General features: G+C 65.1%; 15 protein-coding genes. 2 read left to right on the top strand and 13 right to left on the bottom strand.

The features are described from left to right. Positions 1-32: 32 nt before the first annotated feature. The 13 genes from ACP4XC_RS05745 to ACP4XC_RS05685 form a co-directional block, all read right to left on the bottom strand. On the bottom strand, positions 33-752 hold the full coding sequence (locus tag ACP4XC_RS05745; protein WP_427173897.1) for a DedA family protein: 720 nt from the start codon (positions 750-752) through the stop codon (positions 33-35). 116 nt (positions 753-868) lie between these two features. Continuing rightward, on the bottom strand, positions 869-1,576 hold the full coding sequence (locus ACP4XC_RS05740) for a DedA family protein (RefSeq protein ID WP_427173896.1): 708 nt from the start codon (positions 1,574-1,576) through the stop codon (positions 869-871). Positions 1,577-1,824: 248 nt separating this feature from the next. Further along, a complete protein-coding gene (locus tag ACP4XC_RS05735; protein WP_427173895.1) occupies positions 1,825-3,147 on the bottom strand; it encodes a thymidine phosphorylase in 1,323 nt (440 codons plus the stop codon). Further along, positions 3,144-3,572, bottom strand: a complete 429-nt coding sequence (locus ACP4XC_RS05730; protein WP_427173894.1) for a cytidine deaminase — start codon at positions 3,570-3,572, stop codon at positions 3,144-3,146. The genes ACP4XC_RS05735 and ACP4XC_RS05730 overlap by 4 nt, the downstream gene beginning before the upstream one ends. Positions 3,573-3,575: 3 nt before the next feature. Continuing rightward, positions 3,576-5,081: an ABC transporter permease gene (locus tag ACP4XC_RS05725; RefSeq protein ID WP_427173893.1), complete on the bottom strand. Its 1,506-nt coding sequence runs from the start codon at positions 5,079-5,081 to the stop codon at positions 3,576-3,578. Then, a complete protein-coding gene (locus ACP4XC_RS05720; protein ID WP_427173892.1) occupies positions 5,078-6,472 on the bottom strand; it encodes an ABC transporter permease in 1,395 nt (464 codons plus the stop codon). The genes ACP4XC_RS05725 and ACP4XC_RS05720 overlap by 4 nt, the downstream gene beginning before the upstream one ends. After that, positions 6,465-8,057, bottom strand: coding sequence for an ABC transporter ATP-binding protein (locus ACP4XC_RS05715; RefSeq protein WP_427173890.1), 1,593 nt, complete (start codon positions 8,055-8,057; stop codon positions 6,465-6,467). The genes ACP4XC_RS05720 and ACP4XC_RS05715 overlap by 8 nt, the downstream gene beginning before the upstream one ends. A gap of 198 nt (positions 8,058-8,255) precedes the next feature. Next, the gene (locus ACP4XC_RS05710) at positions 8,256-9,368 is read right to left on the bottom strand and encodes a BMP family lipoprotein (RefSeq protein WP_427173889.1); all 1,113 of its coding nucleotides are present in this window, start codon (positions 9,366-9,368) and stop codon (positions 8,256-8,258) included. 241 nt (positions 9,369-9,609) lie between these two features. Then, on the bottom strand, positions 9,610-10,641 hold the full coding sequence (locus tag ACP4XC_RS05705; protein WP_427173888.1) for an NADP-dependent oxidoreductase: 1,032 nt from the start codon (positions 10,639-10,641) through the stop codon (positions 9,610-9,612). Beyond that, positions 10,638-11,069, bottom strand: coding sequence for an organic hydroperoxide resistance protein (locus tag ACP4XC_RS05700; protein ID WP_427173887.1), 432 nt, complete (start codon positions 11,067-11,069; stop codon positions 10,638-10,640). Before ACP4XC_RS05700 ends, ACP4XC_RS05705 begins: the two co-directional genes overlap by 4 nt. Before the next feature lie 50 nt (positions 11,070-11,119). After that, positions 11,120-11,554: a MarR family winged helix-turn-helix transcriptional regulator gene (locus ACP4XC_RS05695; protein ID WP_427173886.1), complete on the bottom strand. Its 435-nt coding sequence runs from the start codon at positions 11,552-11,554 to the stop codon at positions 11,120-11,122. A 168-nt stretch (positions 11,555-11,722) separates the two neighbouring features. Then, complete coding sequence (locus ACP4XC_RS05690) at positions 11,723-12,922, bottom strand: amidohydrolase (RefSeq protein WP_427173885.1); 1,200 nt, start codon at positions 12,920-12,922, stop codon at positions 11,723-11,725. Positions 12,923-13,009: 87 nt separating this feature from the next. After that, a complete protein-coding gene (locus ACP4XC_RS05685) occupies positions 13,010-14,143 on the bottom strand; it encodes a mannose-1-phosphate guanylyltransferase (RefSeq protein ID WP_427173884.1) in 1,134 nt (377 codons plus the stop codon). Between the two features lie 256 nt (positions 14,144-14,399). On the opposite strand from ACP4XC_RS05685, the gene sdhC reads away from it, so the two are divergent. Both sdhC and ACP4XC_RS05675 read left to right on the top strand, forming a co-directional pair. Beyond that, positions 14,400-14,780 carry a succinate dehydrogenase, cytochrome b556 subunit gene (gene sdhC / locus ACP4XC_RS05680; protein ID WP_427173883.1) on the top strand — a complete coding sequence of 127 codons (381 nt, stop codon included), beginning with the start codon at positions 14,400-14,402 and terminating at the stop codon, positions 14,778-14,780. 3 nt (positions 14,781-14,783) lie between these two features. After that, positions 14,784-15,251 carry a succinate dehydrogenase hydrophobic membrane anchor subunit gene (locus ACP4XC_RS05675; RefSeq protein ID WP_427173882.1) on the top strand — a complete coding sequence of 156 codons (468 nt, stop codon included), beginning with the start codon at positions 14,784-14,786 and terminating at the stop codon, positions 15,249-15,251. The last annotated feature ends 131 nt before the right edge of the window (positions 15,252-15,382 follow it).

Raw genomic sequence — 15,382 nt, 5'->3', positions numbered from 1 at the left:
GTACCAACCTTAGGGTCGGCGGCCGCCGGGCGCTACTTTCTGCCGGGCTCGGTGTCGGCGGCCGGTCCGGCCAGGACCGCGTCCAGGCCCGGTGTCACCGCATGGGCCGCTTCCCCGGTGTCGGAAGCGGTGCTTTTCCGGTCGTTGCGGCCAAGGCGTTTGTGCCACCAGCGCAACAGGTGATCGATCAGGACGCCCAGCACGATCGCGAAAACAACGGCGATCCCGGCGCTCAGCAAGGGGTTGTGATGCAGCCACGGGAAAGAGCTGGCCAGAACGCCGATGCCGAGGGAGTAGATCACCCAGGTGAGGCAGGCGAAAGCGTCCAGGAAGAAAAATCTCCGGTGCGGAAAGCCTGTGGTGCCCGCAACGTAGTTCACTGCCACACGGCCCCAGGGGATGTAGCGGGCCGTGAAGATCAGGACCGCCCCGCGTTTTTCAAGTTCGTACCTCGCCCAGCCGAAGACCTTCTGGACTTTGGGTTTCCGCATCCACCGGAACCGCTCCAGTCCGATCTTCCGGCCCAGCATGTAGGCCATGTTGTCGCCCGCGATCGCGCCGAGGAGCGCCGTCACACCCAGCATCCAAAGGTTGGGCTGACCGCTGTGGCGGGAGTACGCCGCGAGAGCCACAATGAGGGTTTCGCTCGGGACCACCATGGCGAAACCGTCAACAAAGAAGAAGACCAGCAGGAGAGGATATATCCACCACTGGCCCGCTGCATGGAGCACAGCTTCATTAATGAACTCCATGCAGGCATTGCTCCTAGATAAAAATGAGGGACTTAAAGGTGACGTAAATCGCTCCTAAGTGTCCCATGACCGGGGCGGCGTTCGCTACGTTGACTGGCGGGCCGGCGAATTAGGTGCTATTCCGCGCGCGGACCCTGGCCGCGGCGCTTCCGGGCCGGCCGTGTTCCATCAGTGCCGCGGCCTCGCGCCCCGGGGCCGGGCGCCGGAGACTCACCAACGGCGCTTTCCGGGACGCCGCCGCGAAGCCGGCTGATGAGCAGGTCCACGAGGATCCCCAGGACCATTGCGCACACGATGGCGATGACTGCTCCCAGCAGGTGGTTGTCGTCGAACCACTGCCCAAAAAACATGCCGATGGCAACCGAGTACGAGGCCCAGAGCACCGCCGACAGGACGGTAAACCCCACGAACCGCGGTCGCGAAAAATGCGTGGCACCGGCGGTAAGGTTGACCGCCACCCGGCCGATGGGAACAAAACGGGCCACCAGGACAAGGGAGGCCGGCCGTTTTCGAAGCTCGCGGCCCGCCCATCGGAAGGCGGTCTGCATCCGGCGGCCGCGCATCCAGCGCCAGCGGCGGGTGCCCGCTTTTCGTCCGATCAGATAGGCGACGTTGTCACCGCCAAACGCGCCGAGGGCGGCGATCAGCGTCAGCATCATGGGGTTGGGGACGCCCGCTGTGGCCGCCACTGCCGCGAGGCCAACCACCACGGACTCACTGGGGATTGGCGGAAAGAACCCGTCGATCACGCAGCACAGCAGCACCAGGAGAAGGACCCAGGGCTGCCCGGCCGCGGCCAGGATGAAGTCGTTGATTGCCTGCACAGTCTCCCTAACGCACAGCGGGGCACGGATTCTCCCGGGCCGGCGCGCCGCGCTTACATTCAGGCGACGCCCCGCGGGCACCGGTGCGGACGCTGAACCTGGGAGAGTTGTGTCGTGTCAGTGTACTGCCCGCCCGCACCCCCGCTTGCGCTATCACTTTTGGCTGCTAACGCGGGGGTTTAGCAGCCAAAAGTGATAGGGCAAGCAGGCGGGCGGGGACTCAGGAGAGGCGGGCCGGGGGCGCGGACTCAGGAGATGCGGTCGATGATCAGCCGCTGGGCGGGGCGGGAGCCCTCGGGCGCGATGGTCACCGCGTGCGCGAGCGCTTCCTTGGCACGATCGAACTTCTCCGGCGTGTCCGTGAGGAGCGTCATCAGGGGTTCCCCGGCCCGAACAATGGCGCCGGGCTTGGCGTGCATGCGGACACCGGCGCCGGCCTGGACCTGGTCCTCCTTGCGGGCCCTTCCGGCGCCGAGCCGCCACGCGGCCACGCCCACAGCCATGGCGTCAAGCTCCACGAGGGTGCCGTCTGCCGGGGCGTAGATGACCTCGGACTCCTTGGCCACGGGCAGCTTCGCGCGGGGGTCGCCACCCTGGGCGCGGATCATGCGGTTCCAGACGTCCATGGCGCGGCCGTCCTTCAGGGCCGCCCGGGGATCGGCGTCCTGGACGCCCGCGCAGGCGAGCATTTCCTCGGCCAGCCGCACTGTCAGTTCGACGACGTCCTCCGGCCCCCCGCCGGCCAGCACCTCGACGGATTCCGCCACCTCGATGGCGTTTCCTGCGGTCAGGCCCAGGGGCGTGTTCATGTTGGTCAGCAGGGCAACGGTGTTGACGCCCGCGTCCTTGCCCAGGGCCACCATGGTCTCGGCCAGTTCGCGTGCCCGGGCCTCGTCCTTCATAAAGGCGCCGCTGCCCACTTTGACGTCGAGGACCAGCGAGCCGGTTCCCTCGGCGATCTTCTTGCTCATGATCGAGGAGGCAATCAGGGGGATGGCCTCCACGGTTCCGGTGACGTCCCGAAGCGCGTAAAGCTTCTTGTCCGCGGGAGCCAGTCCGGCGCCGGCGGCGCAGATGACGGCACCGACGTCCTGGAGCTGGGCCAGCATTTCCTCATTGCTCAGGTCGGCGCGCCAGCCCGGAATCGATTCCAGCTTGTCCAGCGTCCCCCCGGTGTGGCCCAGGCCGCGGCCCGAGAGCTGCGGGACGGCCACGCCGAAAACAGCCACCAAGGGTGCCAGCGGGAGGGTGATCTTGTCCCCGACCCCGCCCGTGGAGTGCTTGTCGGACGTGGCCCTCACCCCGCCGTCGTGCCGCCGCAGGCTTGAGAAGTCCATCCGTTCGCCCGAGGCGATCATCGCCGTCGTCCAGCGCGAGATCTCCGAACGGTTCATGCCGTTGAGCAGGATGGCCATGTTCAGGGCCGCCATCTGCTCATCGGCAATGACACCGCGGGTGTAGGCGTCGATGGTCCAGTCGATCTGTGCGGGGCTCAGGACACCCTTGTCGCGCTTGACGCGGATGATGTCGACGGCGTCGAACGCCTCTGTGTTGCTTGGGGTTTGTGTCACCGGGGTTCCTCCAGGTCTTGGGGGCCAAATGCATCGGGAAGGACCTGATCCATCGTCTTGATTCCCTGCGTGGTCATGATTTCCATGCCCGGAGCGTGGAATTCGTAAAGCAACTGGCGGCACCGGCCGCACGGCATCAGGATGCTGCCCTGCGCGTCGACGCAGTAGAAGGCGCGCAGCAGTCCGCCGCCGGTCATGTGCAGGCTGCCAACCAGTGCGCATTCCGCACAGAGCGTGAGTCCGTAGCTGGCGTTCTCGACGTTGCAGCCGCTGATGATCCGCCCGTCCAGGGTGAGGGCCGCCGCCCCCACCGGAAACTTCGAATAGGGCGCGTAGGCGTTCCGCATCGCGGCCACCGCGGCGGCCTCCAGCAACCGCCAGTCAACGACGCCGGAAATGCCGGGTGCCCCGCTGTCATCAGGCATCACTCAGCCCTTCACATACGGTATGCCGCTGGCCGCAGGCGGCCGCGAACGCCCCACCAGGCCGGCCACGGCGATCACCGTCAGCGCGTAGGGCAGCATCGCCATGAACTGGCTGGGCACCGGCGAACCGATGATGGTGATGATGCTCTGGAGGTTGTCCGCGAACCCGAAAAGGAGCGCGGCCAGGAATGCTCCGATGGGGTTCCACCGGCCGAAGATCAGCGCGGCCAGGGCAATATAGCCGCGGCCACCGGACATGTCCTTGCTGAAGGCGTCCACCGAGACCAGGGTGAAGAAGGACCCGCCGATGCCGGCAACCGCACCACCCATCAGCACGTTGCGGAACCGCGTCCGGTTGACGTTGATGCCCACGGTGTCCGCTGCCTGGGGGTGCTCCCCCACGGCCCGCACACGCAGCCCCCACTTGGTGTGGAACAGCCCCACGTAAACCACGATGACGGCCACGTACATCAGGTATCCCACCAGCGACTGGCGGAAGAGGATGGGGCCGATGACAGGGATGTCCGCCAGGAACGGGATGTCCACGGGCTGGAGCCGACCGGGCTTGTTCAGGTGCTGCGGGTCCGCAGTCAGCAGGGTGGAGAACAGGAAGCTGGTGAGGCCGCTGATCAGCACGTTGAGCACCACGCCCACAATGATCTGGTTGACCAGGTATTTAATGCTGACCACCGCCAGCACCAGGGACACCAGCGCACCTGCCACTGCAGCGGAGATGAGCCCGAGGTAGACGTTCCCGGTCACAGTGGCCACGACGGCCGCGGAGAACGCGCCAAGCAGCAGTTGGCCTTCGATGGCGATGTTGACCACACCCACGCGCTCACACAGCACCCCGGAGAGCGAGCCGAACACCAGGGGCACAGCGAGTGTCACCGATCCTGCCAGCAGCCCGCCAAGGGAGATAGAGGGCTCGTTGTCGCGGCCCCCGGCCACAATCCAGACCATGAATCCGACCAGGAAGACGACGGCGAAGGTGCCGCCCAGCCAGCGCGGAGTCCGGCGGTGGTTCAGGGTCAGGAAGATGGCATACCCGGCCAGGCCCAGCAGGAGAACCGAGCAGATCCAGCCCAGCGCCATGGAGGGCACGGCGATCTTTTCCACCCCCGCCACGCCCAGCGCTGCAAGGCCGAGGACCACGACTGCCGCTATGGTGGCGGCCGGAACCCAGCGGTCCCCCGCTCCGCCGTTGCCGCGCTGCGTGTTCCAGCGGTATCCCAGGTAGGAGGCGGCCGTCAGCGCCACCACCAAGGTGATCCAGGCAGTGACCGTTGAGGCGTTCGGGTCGCGGGGCTCGGCGATCCGGAAACCCGCCGTCTTGGAGTTGGCCAGGAAGCCGAAAAGGACCGTGGCGAGCAGGGCGAGCAGCCCCAGCCCGATTCCGGCCTTCCAGCTCACGAGCTCCGACGCCCCCGGCTTCATGCGCGGGCCGCCGGAAGGTGCGGCGCCGTCGGCCGTCGGCTGGCTGGCGGGAGGTTGGGTGGTGGCGCTCATGCTGCCGCTCCGCTCTTTACGCCGCCGGCAGCGGACCGTGGGGCCCCGCCTTTAGCGGACTTCTTCGTTCGGGGATTTAGTCCGAATATCGCCCGGACCAGCGGCGGGGCCGCGATGAACAGAACGATCAAGGACTGAATCACCAGCACAATGTCGATGGGGGTTTGGGTCTGGGCCTGCATGGCCACGCCGCCGGCGCGGAAAGCGCCAAACAGGAGGCCGGCAAAGAAGGTGCCCCACGGGGTGGAACGACCCAGCAGCGCCACGGTGATGGCGTCGAAACCGATCGATGCTGCCACGCCGCCGGAGAGGTACTTCTCCGTGCCGGAAACCTGGGCGATGCCGGCGAGGCCCGCCAGTGCTCCGGCGATAGCCATCACCAGGATGGTGCTGCGCGAGACGTTGATCCCCGCGGTCCGGGCCGCGCTGGGGTTGGCGCCGACGGCCCGGAACTCAAAGCCGATCGTGGACCGGTTCAGCAGCCACCACACGAGGGCCGTGGCGAGCACGGCCATCACGAAACCGGCATGAAGCCGGAACTGGGGTCCCAGGAGTTCGGGGAACAGCGCGCTCTGGTCCAAAAACGGCGAGATTGGGTTTGTGGAGCCCTTGCGTTGGAAGGCAGGCGTGGTCAGCAGGAACAACAGCAGGAAGTTGGCAATGTAGTTGAGCATGATGGTCACGATGACCTCATGCGCCCCGGTCTTCGCCTTCAGCAGGCCCACCACCCCGCCCCACACGGCGCCGCCCACCAGACCGGCGAGGATGACTACCAGCAAGTGGAGACCCGCGGGAAGATGCCATGCGAACCCGGTGTAGGCGCCGAACAACGCGCCGAAAATGATCTGCCCCTGGGCGCCGATATTGAACAGACCCGCGCGGAACGCGAGCGCAACGCCCAGTCCGGCGCAGATAAGCGGGGTTGAAACAGTCAGCGTCTCGGTGACCGGATACATCTGGGCGCCCAGGTCGGTACCGGCCCAATTGAAGATGGAGCCCTGGACCAAGGCGGCGTACGGGCGGAAGACCTCGCCGAGGAGGTCACCGGGCTGGGCAAAGAAATAGCCCGCTGTGGCGGCAACCCTGGGATTCGTTACAGCCATCAGGATGCCGCCCAGCACAATGGCCAGGAGCACGGACAACACCGAGACCATGGCGTTGCCGGCGAAAATCTGTCGCAGGACGGAGTCGCCGCTGCCGGGCCGGACGCTGCCGCTCTGACTCGTTGCAGGAACGGCCGACGGCGGGATCTGGCCGCCGGCGGTGTCAAGAACAACCTCCGACGCCGCTGCGTCCGCCGGCGACGGCAAAAGTGTGGTGTCTTCCGCGGGTTCCGCTGCTGTTTGGTTGCGGCCCGGCGCGGCCGGTTCCGGCGTGGTCTTCTCAGACATGTGATTCTCCTTCGTGGCCGGCCGTTTCCGGGACGGCGGGCTGCACGCTGGGGTGGGCGTGCGCTGCGGCGCTGGCTTCGGCTTCCCTGACCGGGACGCCGGCCATCATCAGGCCCAGGACGTCTCGGGAGGTGCTGGCGGGGACTATGCCCACCAGCCGTCCCCTGTACAGCACCGCGATGCGGTCGGCCAGCTGCACCACCTCGTCGAGTTCGGTGGAAACAATCATCACCGGGGTTCCATGGTCGCGTTCGGCAATGACGCGCTTGTGGACGAACTCGATGGAGCCCACGTCCAGCCCCCGCGTGGGCTGCGAGGCGATGAACAGCCGCAACGGCCTGGACAATTCGCGCGCCAGGACCACCTTTTGCTGGTTGCCGCCCGACAACGTGCCGACTGCGGCGGACACGGAGCCGGCGCGGACGTCGAACTCCTCGACCTTTTTCGCGGCGTTCCGGGCGACCACCGAGGCGTTCATCCCCAGGCCCCGGGCGAACGGCGCCTTGTCGTACAGATCCAGGATCATGTTTTCCGAGATCGAAAACGTGCCCACCAGCCCGTCGACGGTGCGGTCTTCGGGCACGAAGCCGACGCCGGCACCCAGGATGTGCTTGACGCTGCGGCCGAGCAGTTCCTCGCCGTCCAGGGTGATCGATCCGGACGCGTGGGGCTGGATGCCGAGGATGGCCTCGGTCAGTTCGGTCTGGCCGTTGCCCTGGACGCCAGCGATTGCAAGCACTTCACCCTTGGCAATATCGAAGGAAAGATCGTCCACCACGTGCTGGCCGTTGTGATCGATCACGGTCAGATGCCGCACTTTGAACGTGGTGTCCCCGGTCTGTGGCGGGTTCTTCTCCAGCGTCAGGCTCACCGCGCGGCCCACCATTGCCGAAGCCAGTTCGGTGGTTGACGCACTGGGCTCCGCCTGGCCCACAACCTTTCCCCGGCGGATTACGGTGATCGTGTCCGAAATTGCCTTGACCTCGCGCAGCTTGTGCGAGATGAAGACAATGGACTTCCCATCGCTCTTGAGCTGCCGGATGATGTCGAGCAGCTCGTCGGTTTCCTGCGGTGTGAGCACCGCCGTCGGTTCGTCCAGGATCAGGACCTCAGCGTCGCGGACCAGGGCCTTGATGATCTCAACACGCTGCTGGACGCCAACGGGGAGGTTCTCCACCAAGGCGTCGGGGTCGACGTCGAACCCGTATTGATCCGAAATCTGGCGGATCCTGCGCCGAGTCGCGTCCAGGTCCAGAAACCCTGCGGACTTCGTGGCCTCATTTCCGAGCGCCACGTTCTCGGCCACGGTAAACACCGGGATCAGCATGAAGTGCTGATGCACCATGCCGATTCCCGCCGCCATCGCCTCTCCGGGGTCCTTGAACACAACGGGCTTGCCGTCGATAAGGATTTCGCCCTCGGTGGGGTCGTAAAGACCGTAGAGAACATTCATCAGCGTGGATTTGCCGGCGCCGTTCTCTCCCAACAGGCAATGCACCTGTCCCGGCTCTACCACCAAATCAATGTGGTCGTTGGCTACCAGGGATCCGAATCGCTTCGTGATCCCCCTTAGTTCGAGTTTCAAAACCCTAACCAATCTGTGTGTATGGATCTGCTCCGGCGCATGGTCAGCGGCAGGGCAACGGGTAGTCACAGCCTAGTGTCCGCAGTGGGCCTTGGGCAGGGCGGCTGGTACACACAGCAAGACGCGCCGCACTTCGGCCGAGGTAACGGCGAAGGGCAGCGCGCCCCACTGTTCAGTGCCTATTTGCTTGTTCAGTGCTTATTTGCTCGGGCTGGACTTCGATTCGACCTTGATCTTGCCGGAGATGATGTCCTTCTTCAGCTGGTCAAGTTCGCTCTTCAGGTCTGCCGGCACGGCCGAATCCAGATCGTGGAACGGAGCAAGGGCCACCCCGCCGTTTTCCAGCGTTCCGATGTACGGCGTGGCATCGAACTTGCCGTCCTTGTCGTCCTTGATGACCGTTTCGACGGCCGTGGACATGGTCTTCTGGACGGAGGACAGGATCACGGACTTGTAGTCGGGAGCCGTCAGGTAGCCGTCGGAGTCGACCCAGATGAGCTTGGCGTCCTTGCCCTTGGCCTTAGCCTCCAGGATGGCGCTGCCCGCTCCGGAGCCGACCGGTCCGGCCACGGGAAGAACAACATCCGCGCCCTGGTCCAGGAAACCCTGGGTCAGCACCTTGCCCTTGTCGACCTGTTTGAAGTCACCCACAAAGGTGCCGTCCTGCTTGTCCTTGTCCCAGCCCACCAGTTGGACGTTCTTTCCCTTTTTCTCGTTGTAGTACTTCACGCCGTCGGCAAAACCGTCCATGAAGATCGTCACGGTGGGGATGTTAATGCCGCCGAAGGTGGCGACCTTCCCGGTCTTGGATGTGCCAGCGGCCAGGTAGCCGGCCTGGAAGGCCGCCTGGGCCGTATCGTAGACGATCGGCTTCACGTTCTTGGGGAATGTGGGGTCGTTGAAGTCGATGATCGCGAAGTGGCTGTTCGGGTTCGCGGTGGCGATTGACTTCGTGGCGTCCCCGAGGAGGAAGCCAACCGTGACGGTGAGCTTGCATCCCTGTTGGACCATGGAGCGGAGGTTGGGATCGTAGTCGGTGTCCGCTTTGGACTGGACGTGCTTCTCCTGGATGCCCAGATCCTTGACCGCCTGCTGCAGACCTTCATAGCCGGACTGGTTGAAGGACTTGTCGTCAAAACCGCCCGAGTCGGACACCATGCATGCGGTGTAGTCCGACTTTGTGGCGCTGCTGGAGCCGCCCGACGAGGACGGAGCGGCACCGCAGCCGGTCAGCAGCAGGGCGGCCGCACCCGCGGTGGCGACGCCGGCCATGGAACCGCGCTTGAAGTTTGCACGCAGGGAGTTCTTCAATTTTCCTCCAGGAAGAAGAGATTGGCGCTACGACGGGAATTCAATGAGTGTCCGTTTCCAATGGTGCACACCGAAATTCTGTTTTCACTGATGGGTTCGCAGCACTGCGCCGAGGCGCACTGATGACAGTCACTGTAGTGGCCTGCGCCACGTCCAGATACCACACTTCCCTGGAAGTTCGAAGATTGTTGAGAACTTGTTACCTACCGGTAGCGGCACCGGCCGCCACCGGAGGGCAGCCTCAGATCCGGACGAGCATCTTCCCGGTGTTGGCGCCGTCCAGGAGGTCCATAAAGGCCTGGGGGGCGTTTTCCAGCCCGTCCACCACGGTTTCGTCATAGCGGATGGTGCCATCGGCAAGCCAGCGGGACATGGTTTCGACGAACTCGGCCATGTATTGCCAGTAGCCGCTGACGAGGAAGCCCTTGAGGGTCAGCTGCTTACCGATAGCCTGCATGAGGTTCCGGGGGCCCGGCGTGGGCTCAGTGGAGTTGTACTGCGAAATGGCGCCGCACATGGCCACCCGGCCACCGACGGTGAGCGCCGACAGGGCAGCTTCCAGGTGTTCGCCGCCGACGTTGTCAAAGTACACGTCGATTCCGCGTTCGCCTGCCGCCGCGGCGAGCTGCTCGGCAACCGGGCCGTCGTGGTAGTTGAATGCCGCGTCGAAGCCCAGCTCCAGCAGGCGGGCCACTTTCTCCGGGGTTCCCGCGCTGCCGATCACGCGTGAGGCGCCCATGGCCTTGGCGATCTGGCCCACGAGCGAGCCGACCGCGCCGGCGGCCCCCGAGACAAAGACCACTTCCCCGGGCTTGAATTCGGCGACCTTGAGCAGCCCCGCATAGGCGGTGAGGCCGGTCATACCCAGCACGCCCAGGAAGGTCGAGGCAGGTGCCAGATCGGTACGCGCAAGCGTGGTGGCGGAGGCGTCAAGCACCGCGTATTCACGCCATCCCAGGGAATGGACGACGGCGTCGCCCACCTTTCGGTCAGCGGAACGGGACGCGATAACCTCGCCGACGGCCCCGCCGTCGAGCGCTGCGCCCAGCGCAAACGGCGCCGAGTAGGACTTCACGTCGTTCATTCGGCCGCGCATGTACGGATCCACCGAGATGAAGCGGTTGCGGACCAGGACTTGGCCGTCCTGCAGCTCAGGCAGCTCCGCCTCGGCCAGGCGGAAGTTCTCCGGAGCCGGACGGCCGTGGGGTCGGGATGCCAGCTGAATCTCTCGCGTGACTGTGGGCAGTGATGTGGTTTCGGTTTTGGCGCTCATGCGGCCACCTCCAGGATCTTGATGTCGACGTTGATGTTGCCGCGGGTGGCGTTGGAGTAGGGGCAGACGTCGTGGGCCTTGGCCACGAGGGCCTCTGCCGTGGCCAGGTCCAACGCGGGCAGGGCGATCTCAAGCTCCGCGGCGATGCCATAGCCGGCGCCGCCGTCGAGAGCTCCGAGGTGGATCTTCGCGGCAACGGCGGAATCGGTCAGGTCCGCCTTCTGCTGACGGCCCACGAGGCGCAGGGCCGAGTGGAAGCACGCGGCGTAGCCGGCCGCGAAGAGTTGTTCCGGGTTGGTGCCTTGGCCGTTCCCGCCGAGCTCAACCGGGCTGGCCAGGTTGACCTCGAGTTTGCCGTCCTTGGTCCGCGCGGTGCCGTCGCGGCCTTCGCCGGACGCCAGCGCTTCAGCGGTGTAGAGGGTCTTCACAATTGTTCCGTTCAGTTGGAGTGGGAATCGTGTGTCAGGGGGGAAACGTGTCAGTGGGAATCGTGGAGGGCCGCGGTGAGGCGGCTCAGGGTGTTGCGGAGTTGATCCAGGTCCGCGGCTGACAGACCGGCGGCGGCCGCGAGCCGTTGCGGGATGCTCTGTGCCTTGGTGCTCAGGCTCACGCCGGCGTCTGTGAGGAATACCTCCACCCGGCGTTCATCCTGGGCCGAACGTCGTCGCTCAACAAGGCCCAGCGCCTCGAGCCGCTTGAGCAGCGGGGAGAGCGTGCCCGAGTCGAGCCCCAGCTCCTCCCCCAGTTCACGGACACTTCGAGGATCGCTCTCCCACAGCACGAGCATGACGAGGTACTGCGGGTACGTCAGCCCAAGTTCCTCAAGCATGGGTCTGTACACCGCTGTGGCTGCCTTCGAGGCGGAATACAGCGCGAAACACACTTGGCGGTCAAGCCTGGGAGCATCGGTCATGGCTATAACCATAGTCCACAATTAAGTTGTGCACAACTAATCACGGCCGAATTAGCGCGAACGGACACTTGAGCCCCTCGACGACGGGGCTTAAGTGCCCGCTCGCGCTCGACGAGGGGGCTTAAGTGCCCGCTCGCGCTCGACGAGGGGGCTACGGGAGGGCGGGGCTTAAAGGTCCCGGACGGTGCGCAGGGCGGCCGCCGTGAGCACCTGGATGCCGAGGCCCAGGGCGCGCTCATCCAGGATGTAGTCTCCGCGGTGAAGGTCGTACTCCTCGCCGCCCGGGGTCTTGGTGCCCAGGCGCATCATGGCGCCGGGCAGGTCCGCCAGGAACCAGGCGAAGTCCTCCCCGCCCATGGACTGCGGCGTGAGAACCACGGCGCCTTCGCCGATCTCGGCCCGGGCGGCGGCCTCGATCAGCGCCGTCTCGTGCTCGGAGTTGACCACCGGAGGCACCCCCCGGGTGTGCTCCAAGTGGACATCCACACCGTAGTGGTCGGCGACCTGCTGAACCACTTCGTCGAGCAGCTCACCGGCGCTGTGCCAAGCGTCGCGGTCCAGGCACCGCATGGTTCCGGCCATGTAGCCGCTGCCCGGAATGGCGTTGGGTGCCGAGCCGGCTGAAATCTGGCCCCACACCACGGAGACACCGCTGCGGACATCGACCCGGCGGGACAGGACGGCGGGTACGTTGACGGCAATCTGCGCCAGCGCAAACACCAGGTCTTCTGTGAGGTGCGGGCGGGAGGTGTGCCCGCCCCGGCCGGAAAGTTCGATCCGGATGGTGTCCGAGGCCGAGGTGATGGCGCCAATACGCGTACCGATCTTCCCCACTTCGATCCGCGGGTCGCAGTGGAGGGCGAGGATCCTGGGCACGCCTTCGAGCACTCCCTGCTCGATGCAGGCGTGGGCTCCGCCCGGCATGGTCTCCTCGGCGGGCTGGAAGATGATCCGGACCGTGGCGCCCAGCGGGGACTCCTGGTGCATGCGGTGCAGCACCAGGGCGATGCCCAACATGGTGGTGGTGTGGACGTCGTGGCCACAGGCGTGGGTAACACCGTGGTTTTTCGAGGCAAACGCCAAGCCTGTTTCCTCGATGATGGGAAGTGCGTCGATGTCTCCGCGCAGCGCCGTGGCGATGGGACCCTCACCAATGTCCACGGTAAGGCCCGTGCCTTCGAGCCGGCGGGGCTGCAGTCCGGCTGCCTGAAGCCGCTCCACCAGCTTGTTGGTGGTGCGGAACTCCTTGAAGGACAGCTCGGGGTGCGCATGCAGGTCCCGCCGGAATTCGATCAGTTCCGGCAGCAGCGGTTCCAACCAGGGACCCACAAGGGCCGTGGGCTCAGCTTCAGTAGTGTAGTTGCGCACGGATCAACTCTAGCGAGCGTCCCCCGAATAGCCGCATCAGGGTCGGCTGGTTACGGTTGGGTGCCTGACCTGCACGGGCACGCGTCCTCAGAGAACGTCGGTGTCGCCGCTGGCCTTGAGCGCGTCCACCGCGGCCTTGACCCGCTGGGAGTTTGCCATGGTGGTGACCAGCAGGGCATCGGGCGTGTCCACAATGACCACGTCCTTGATGCCGATGAGGGCGATCACGCGCTTGGTGTCAGTGACCACCACGCCGCTGGCGTTTTCCGTAAAGACGCGGGCGCCCTCGCCCAGGACGGTGACGTCGTCCACTTCCCTGGCGCTGTTGAGCCGGCCCACGGAGGCGAAGTCCCCGACGTCGTCCCAGCGGAAAGTGCCGGGAACGACGGCGACGTCGCCGGCGGCGGCGGCCGGTTCGGCCACGGCGTAGTCGATGGCGATCTTGGGCAGGGTGGGCCAGACCCGGGCGGTGACTTCATCCCGCTCGGGGGTGTCCCAGGCCTGCGCGATTTCCTGCAGTCCCTTGAAGAGCTCGGGCTGGTTGGCTTCGAGGTGCTTGAGCATGAGCGAAACCGGCGCCACGAACATGCCGGCGTTCCAGACGTAGTCTCCGCTGTCGATGTACTGCTGGGCCACGTCCTCGCTCGGCTTCTCAACGAACTCCACCACGGCCTGGGCGCTGGGCGCCTTCGGAATGCCGAGGTTTCCGCCGGAGCGGATGTAGCCGAATCCGGTCGAGGGGTGCGTGGGCTTGATTCCGATGGTGACGATCTTGCCTGCGGCGGCGGTGTGGATGGCCTCCCGGACGGCGTCCTGGAAGAGTTCGTCAGGACTGATGACCTGGTCCGCGGCGAAGGAACCCATGATGATGTCCGGGTCCCGTTCGTAAAGGATTGCAGCGGCCAGGCCGATTGCCGCGCCCGAGTCCTTCGGTTCGCTTTCGAGGACCAGGTCGGCGTCCTGCACCTCGGGCAACTGCCGGCATACGGCGTCGCGGTGGGCCTTGCCGGTGACAACGAGTACGCGGTGACCGGCGAGCGGCTCCAGGCGGTCGTAGGTGGCGCGCAGCAAAGTGCTGCCAGACCCGGTGAGGTCATGGAGGAACTTGGGGGCTGCTGCACGTGACAGGGGCCAGAGGCGGGTCCCCACTCCGCCTGCAGGAATTACCGCAATGAAACGGCTCAGCGGTGAATCCTGGCTTGTCACTATGTCTGTACTCATCACCGCTACTTTAGCGGAATCCGCACCTGCGGCGGAGAAAAGCCACTCCCAGACAGTCCAATGGCCGCCAGAATGTGGCGTTCGTCTCAAAAACGGACGAAAACCGCGCAGGCCGCCGTCACTCGCGTGTCCCTGAATTGAATAAGCTGTGAGCGAAGCCTAGATTTAGGCTTGAGCTTACGAGTGCTCTCGCAGCAGGCGTTCCCCCCGCGTGGATCCCATGCCAGCGCCGCTGTGTTGCAGGGAGGTTTATTCAGTGCCGACAAAACCAGCTGGCACCTTGTACCGCGGCCGTGAAGGCATGTGGTCCTGGGTTGGACACCGCATTACCGGTGTAGTGATTTTCTTCTTCTTGTTGGTCCATGTGCTGGACACCTCATTGGTGCGTGTGTCCCCGGAGGCTTACACCGCCGTGATCGGCGCCTACAAGAACCCCCTTATGGCCCTGGGTGAAACGGGCCTTGTCGCAGCGATCGTTTTCCACGCCTTCAACGGCCTGCGGATCATCGCCGTCGACTTCTGGAAGAAGGGTGCGAAGTACCAGCGCCAGATGCTCTGGACCGTCCTGGCCCTCTGGGTCATCGTGATGGTGGGCTTCTCCATCCGTCACCTGTCCCTCGCCCTCGGAGGTCACTAAGCCATGACTGCAACGCAGATTCAGAGCCCGCGCAGCGGAAAGATCGATCCCAAGTACCGCCGTGCAGGCTCGTCCAAGGGAAACTTCGAAATGTTCGCGTGGTTGTTCATGCGGCTTTCCGGTGTTGTCCTGGTGGTGCTGATCTTCGGTCACCTGTTTGTGAACCTGATGGTCGGCGAAGGGATCCACGCGATCGACTTCGGCTTTGTGGCCGGCAAGTGGGCGGATCCTTTCTGGCAGGTCTGGGACCTCGCCATGCTGTGGCTCGCCATGCTTCACGGCACGAACGGTGTCCGCACCATCATCAACGACTACGCGGAGAGGGACTCCACCCGCCTCTGGTTGAAGGTGGTCCTCTTCGCCGCCGCTACCGTCATTGTGGTCCTGGGCACTCTGGTCATCTTCACCTTCGACCCGTGCCCCGTTGTCAACGGCGCGCAACTGCCCGGCGGTTTCTGCCCGGCCTTATAGGGCGTCTCTTTACGGCACGTGTCCAGGAATGCCGGAGAGAGCATCTGATTTTGCCTGCACGGTGAGCAGGCAGCGATTTTACGGCGCAGGCTCCGCCTGCCCGTGGTTTTATAGCGAATTTTGAGAGAAAG

Source organism: Arthrobacter sp. 92 (assembly GCF_050260325.1).
Classification (GTDB): domain Bacteria; phylum Actinomycetota; class Actinomycetes; order Actinomycetales; family Micrococcaceae; genus Arthrobacter.
Note: the sequence above shows the minus strand (reverse complement) of the source record. Positions and strands in the feature narration are given on the sequence as shown.